Source organism: Candidatus Frankia alpina (genome assembly GCF_902806485.1).
In the GTDB taxonomy this organism is placed as follows: Bacteria; Actinomycetota; Actinomycetes; order Frankiales; family Frankiaceae; genus Frankia; species Frankia alpina.
In genome coordinates this window covers 1-5,420 of the sequence record NZ_CADCWT010000281.1, presented here as the reverse complement: position 1 = coordinate 5,420, position 5,420 = coordinate 1, and the positions used below count along the sequence as shown (strand labels likewise).

Sequence of the window (5,420 nt, the reverse complement as noted above, 5' to 3'; positions counted from 1 at the left end):
CGACGCCGTCCACGCCGCCGGCTGGCCGTCGGTGGCGTGGACGCCGGCCAGGGTGAGGAATCCGGGGCGCCCTGCTTGTGGGCGTGCCGGCCGAAAAGGTCTCGCCGGCCGCGGCCGGCCGTGGGCGTGCGCCGCGGCGTTCGCGTGCTCGTACTCCTGGCCCTTGCCGTACCGGCGACCTTCCGGCGCTCCGACGTGCCGACCGGGTAGCGGCCGGGTGGGGTGCCGACCGAAGGGAGGCGGGGCCGCGGCCGGTGCGTGGGGCGCCGGTACGGCGCCCTTGAAGACCAACAGAAAGTTTGCGACGCGGCGTGCAAACCGGTGTGCAACGACCGTGCATGCACGGCCCAACGCGCGCGTACGCGCCTGCGCGCATGGGCCCCCGGCCGCCCGGATCGTGCACAACATCGGCGGCACCTCCGCCGGCTAGGCTCCCGCCGGCGGAGGTGCGGTCTCGACCCCAAAACGACCAATTCGGCAACGCCCTCAGACGCCCGTAGACACTCCCGCCCTACTAACCTCACCAGACCCGTCACGATCGGCCGCCTACGACCCTTTCAGGGCCTCGCCTACGCACCCTCAACGCCACGTAGACGGACGATGTGATGGGCAGAGCAACGACCCCTACGCGGCGCCTGCCTCGATCGCCTCGGACCGGCACAGCGGGCACACACCCCCGATGTACTCACGCTTGTAATGCTCCGGCCGGGGGCATTGCTGCGGCTTGGCGTCGGCCGACCTCGTGGCGCTGGTCCTCGACGGGGTGGCGGCTGAGAGGCGACGCCAACGCGGCAAGAACGCGCTGACGTATTCGGCAGTGGTCCGGCCCGGGGTGGTGCGGGCGTTGGTGTCCTGCTGCACGGCTGCGATCACCAACGTGTCGACCTCGTGGCGCATCATGAGCGACTCGATCTCCGCGAGCTTGGACGGTGACGACGGCCACGATGCTCGGATGCCCTCCTCGATCAACGCGGCAGCCAGACCACGAAGTGCCGGACGACCCTCCAAAGGATCACTGTTCGCGCGCGCGCGCGCGTCTTCTTCATCATCTTCTTCTCTTCTAGTACTTGTACTAGAAGAGAGCGCCGGATTTACCGGCGCCGGATCGCCCGGCGCCGGATTTTCAGTCCCCGGGCTGACCTGCGGTTTTGCGTCCCGGGCCGGATTTACCGGCGCCGGATCGCCCGGCGCCGGATTTTCAGTCCCCGGGCTGACCTGCGGTTTCGTGATGCTGGTCGGCTGGGCGTTACGGGCGCGGCGGTAGACACGTGTCCGGGTCACCCACTGGCCGCGGTCGTCCCGGTCGGTGCTGGAGACGAGATAGCCGGCCTGTTCCAGCTCGCGCCGTGCGGCGCGTAGTGCGTCCCTGCCCTCGGCGACCTTCCCGCCGACGGCGCGCATCTCGCGAGCGAGGGTCACCATCGACACCCCGGCACCGGGACGGACGCATAGCAACATCGCGAGTAGGCCACGGGCTCGGACGCTGAGGCGGTGGTCCCACAGAGTCGTGTGTGGGATGTGGGCCTGGTCATCTTCGTCATCTTCAGCCCTATAAATCATGTCGCTCATGCCGCCTCCTGGGGCGATCATGGCGGGCACGGTGGCCAAGGACCCACAGGTCCCGTAGCCTCGTACTCGCCTAGCAAGGTGATGTTCATCGGCCCGGGGAGATCGCTACATTTCTCCGGGCCAACATCATTTCTGGCCCTCTCGGACCTGGTTACGACGGAGCTTGCCCCTGTTCGCGGCCCAGGTCGGTGTTGCCGGTATGGCTCGGTGTGTCGCCCCTACGCAAGAGCGATCTCAACCGTGCGGGTCCGCCGACTCGGCGCGATGTCGACGCCGTACTCGATGGCGTCGCCGGCATGGTCGGTGAACAGGCTTCGGGTCTCCAGCACGGCGGCCGGCGCCGGGAGATCGAGGGTGGTGCTCTCGGCCTCGTCGGCGAGACGGGCGACCGACGTCTCTCGGCACAGCACGGCGGTGCGTCCGGTCGCGTCTGCGACTGCGACTGCGACTGCTCGCAGCGTGCCGGTTCCGCCAAGGCTGCGGGGCTGGAGCAGGGCGGGTACGGCGTCGGCGAACTCGGCCGGGAGCCACGACGTCGATATCGCCGCGATGCCGTCGCGGTCGCTGAGGAGGCGCGTCCTGCGGATGACGGGGGTGCCCGGCTCGATCCCGAGCGCCGCGCCGATGTCTGCGGGTGCGTCCACGATGCCCGCGCCGGTGATGGTGGACGTCTCGTCAGGCCGGAAGATGCTTCCGGTCGTCTTCAGTCGGCGAGCGCGGTCCGATCCGCCCTGAGCAGTTGTGGCGAGCACTCGGGTACCAACGCCGGGGACGGTCTCGATCAGGCCCTCCGCGCGAAGCTCCGCGAGGGCCCGGACAACCGTGCCTCGGCTGACCCCCCATGTGTTGACGATCGACTGCTCGCTCGGGACGAGATCGCCGGGTTGCAGATCGCCCCGGATGATCCGGTCCCGGATGTCACTGATGATCCGTGCGTAGGCGGGTGCTGGCTGGGTCATGATTTTTTTCCTCCCGATCAACTCTGCTGACCTGACCTGACCTGGCCTGACCAGTCGTCCAGATGCCCAGCCTAGTGGTGCGGGGGGGTTGACGTCGACTAGTCGACCACGCGGCCTACACAACAAAGCGGCCCCCGGGCGGTAGGACGCTCCGGGGGCCGGGCCGACCTGGTTGGAGGTCAACCCGTTATGAAGCATGCCCTACCGCGCCCGGGTGTCCCGGGTGAAGGCGGTGGCCGTCCGTGGCCGACGTTGCCGCGTGACCCGGAGCCGTCGAAGGACTCGTGGACTGTGATCCTCGACGGTTCATCGAAGGGCGGTTCCCGGTGAGCGCCCCGGTGTTGCCGGTGTGGTCGGTGCCGGCGCTGCGCGCGGTGGTCGACGCCGCGGATCGGCCGTGCACGGTGTCGCCGGCGATGGTGGCGCTGTTCGAGGCGGTGACCGAGGACGAGGGCCAGGGCGCCGATGTGGTGGAGGCGCGCGGGGTGTGCGGTGCCTGCCCGGTGCGGGTGGCGTGCCTGGCGCTGGCGATGGCTCCCGTGACCGAGGTGGTGGACGGGGTGCCCGAGACGGTGCCGTACGCCCCGGTGGGGGTGTGGGGCGGGTTGACCGGTCCGGAGCGGGCGGAGCTGGCCGGCTACCTGGTCGCGGACCCGAACACGGTGCCGGTGGTGCCGGTCGGGGCGGTGGGCCCGTTCGTGGGCCCGGACTGGTGCGCGGTGTGCGGGCTGCGGCTGTCGTCGCGGCACCCGGGTCACCGGTACTGCTCGGTCCAGTGCAGGGCAGACGGCGCGGGCGGCGGCGCGCCGTGCCGCTCGGCAGGGGGTGGCGGCATGATCACGTTCGCGGTGCTGTTCGGCGTGTTGTACGCGGCGCACCAGGTGGGCGACCACGTGTTCGGGCAGACCGACGCGCAGGCAGCGGCGAAGGCCGGGCCGGGTTGGGCCGGCTGGTCGGCGCTGGGCCGTCACCTGTTCGGCTACCACCTGGTGCAGGTGGTGACGGTCGCGGCGCTGGGGGTGCCGCTGACGGTGGCGGGTGCCGGCGGGGGTCTGGCCGTGTCCGTGCTGACCCATGGGCTGTGGGACCGGCGCCGGCCGGTGCGCTGGGTGCTGATCCGCTTCGGTGGCCGCGGGTTCGCGGACCTCGCCGCGCACGGGTTGAACGGGATGTACCTGGCTGATCAGTCGCTGCACGTCGGGTGCCTGTGGCTGGCGGCGCTGGTCGCGGCGGTGGCGTCATGACCACGTTCGTGGTGCTGATGGTCGTGGTCCTGGCCGTCGTCATGGCGGAGGTTCGCCGGCGGGTCCGGGTGTCGTCGTGGGACGGGGCGGACCTGTCCGACTGGCATCCGAGGCACCGTGTCCCGGCGGGGGACGTGTGGGCGGTGACTCCGCCGTGCGGCTACGGCCACTGGACCCTGTTCGCCCCCGGCTCGCGGTCGGGCCCGTGGCCCTACGAGGGGATCACCCCGGCCGCAGTGCACCCCGTCGACGGGTTCGGCGGGGACTCCGACCGGCTGCGCCTGGCGGACGTCGAGGCGTGGATGCGCCCGTGGATTGAGCGGGTTGCCGGCGGCGCGGTGGTCGAGATGGTTGAGGGCTGGTCGGAGCCGTACGGCCCGTCCGGTCGCCTTCAGGAGTACGTGATCTACGCCCGGGTGGTGATCTCGTGAGCAACTGGGCGGAGCAGCGTCGGGCGGATCGTGCGGCGGCGGCCGCGAAGCGTCGGGCCGATGTGGCGGCGGAGCGGGAGCAGAACCGGGCGGATGCGGCCGCGGCGTCGGCGGAGCGTCGGACGGAGCTGGCGGCTCGTACGCGGGCGTCGGAGAAGCGTCGGGCGGATGCTCGCCGGCGTCGGGCGGAGCTGGTGGCCGCGGCCGGTGCGCACATGGTCGAAGTGCTGGTCTACGGGCTGGCCGTGGTGTGCGCCGTGATGGCGATCCCCGCGATGGCGATCTTCGGGTGGGACCTGTACGGCCCGCCCGGCCTGCTGCTGCCAGCGGTGTCGGAGCTGGGCGCGTGGGCGTTCGCCGGTGCGGTGATGGTGTCGCGGCGGGCCCATCCGGATCGGCCGGTGCGCTGGCTGGTCGTCGGCATCGGCGTGTTTGCGGTGACCGGCGCGGCGCTGAACTTCGCGCATGGCATGTCCGGTGACGACGGCGGGCTGACGCGCGGGCTGGTGATGGCGGTGGTGTCCGTGGCGGGCATCGTGGCGCATCAGCTCGCGGTGGCGGTGCCTCCTCGGTCGCGGGCGGAGCGGGCGGCGGCCCGGCATGACGGCATGACGGCATGACGGTGGCCGGCCCGACCGGCTGGACCCGCGGCACGGCCGAGCTCGACGACGTCGCCGTCGCGCTCGGTGTCGCCGGGACGCTCGCCGCCCGGGAGGAGCGCCACGAGGTGCAGCGGGCGCGGTACGCCGCCTACATGACCGTGTTCGCCAACCGCCGCGGTTGGCGCGAACAGCGGGATGCCGGTGCAGCGTCCCGGCAGGCCACTCGTCGTGCCCCTCCCGACCGCCTGACCCCGTTCCCCTGGGACATCTGTGCCGCCGGCATGCCCGCACACAGATCTCAACGGACACCCAAAGCATCTGTGCCGCAACGCATCCCAGCGTGGACGGGCGGTGGCCATGGCGACGCCGGCGGTCGGCCGAGCTCGCCCCGCCAGGACACCCCCGCCGGCCGACAGGGACCCCACCGGGCCGATACCGGCGCTGTACAGGGCCGCTCAGGGCCCCGGCGAACCCCCGCACGGGCCCGTGGACACCCGCCGGCGGCCCCCCGCGCCGAAAACCCGTCACAGGTGGGGCAATAATTTTCACGCCGGCGTCTAGTAGGGCTTTGTTAGGTGTCGTTGAGTTGTGGTTTCAAGCGATCTGGTGACGGAT

At 71.4% G+C, this 5,420-nt stretch carries 6 protein-coding genes; 4 read left to right on the top strand and 2 right to left on the bottom strand.

Translation table 11 applies throughout. The annotated features are described in order from the left end of the window. Positions 1 to 210, top strand: a 210-nt coding sequence (locus tag G6R25_RS25520; RefSeq protein ID WP_205447304.1) for a hypothetical protein, incomplete at its 5' end; no start/stop codon positions are given. Positions 211 to 624: 414 nt separating this feature from the next. Here G6R25_RS25520 and G6R25_RS20860 read toward each other — a convergent pair. Together G6R25_RS20860 and G6R25_RS20855 are read right to left on the bottom strand one after the other, a co-directional pair. Further along, the gene (locus G6R25_RS20860; protein WP_163554279.1) at positions 625 to 1,608 is read right to left on the bottom strand and encodes a hypothetical protein; all 984 of its coding nucleotides are present in this window, start codon (positions 1,606 to 1,608) and stop codon (positions 625 to 627) included. A gap of 179 nt (positions 1,609 to 1,787) precedes the next feature. Then, positions 1,788 to 2,528: a GntR family transcriptional regulator gene (locus G6R25_RS20855; RefSeq protein WP_163554278.1), complete on the bottom strand. Its 741-nt coding sequence runs from the start codon at positions 2,526 to 2,528 to the stop codon at positions 1,788 to 1,790. A gap of 326 nt (positions 2,529 to 2,854) precedes the next feature. On the opposite strand from G6R25_RS20855, the gene G6R25_RS25515 reads away from it, so the two are divergent. The 3 genes from G6R25_RS25515 to G6R25_RS20835 are packed head-to-tail and all read left to right on the top strand — an operon-like array spanning position 2,855 to position 4,823. After that, positions 2,855 to 3,772: a WhiB family transcriptional regulator gene (locus tag G6R25_RS25515; RefSeq protein ID WP_205447303.1), complete on the top strand. Its 918-nt coding sequence runs from the start codon at positions 2,855 to 2,857 to the stop codon at positions 3,770 to 3,772. Next, complete coding sequence (locus tag G6R25_RS20840; protein WP_136448329.1) at positions 3,769 to 4,203, top strand: hypothetical protein; 435 nt, start codon at positions 3,769 to 3,771, stop codon at positions 4,201 to 4,203. The genes G6R25_RS25515 and G6R25_RS20840 overlap by 4 nt, the downstream gene beginning before the upstream one ends. Next, entirely contained in the window at positions 4,200 to 4,823 is a 624-nt protein-coding gene (locus G6R25_RS20835; protein ID WP_163554277.1) for a hypothetical protein, read from the top strand. The genes G6R25_RS20840 and G6R25_RS20835 overlap by 4 nt, the downstream gene beginning before the upstream one ends. Positions 4,824 to 5,420 lie beyond the last annotated feature (597 nt).

Bases quoted from the DNA above. Each gene is read 5' to 3' on its own strand.
- G6R25_RS20855 (WP_163554278.1), bottom strand. From the start codon at position 2,528: ATGACCCAGCCAGCACCCGCCTACGCACGGATCATCAGTGACATCCGG.
- G6R25_RS20840 (WP_136448329.1), top strand. From the start codon at position 3,769: ATGACCACGTTCGTGGTGCTGATGGTCGTGGTCCTGGCCGTCGTCATG.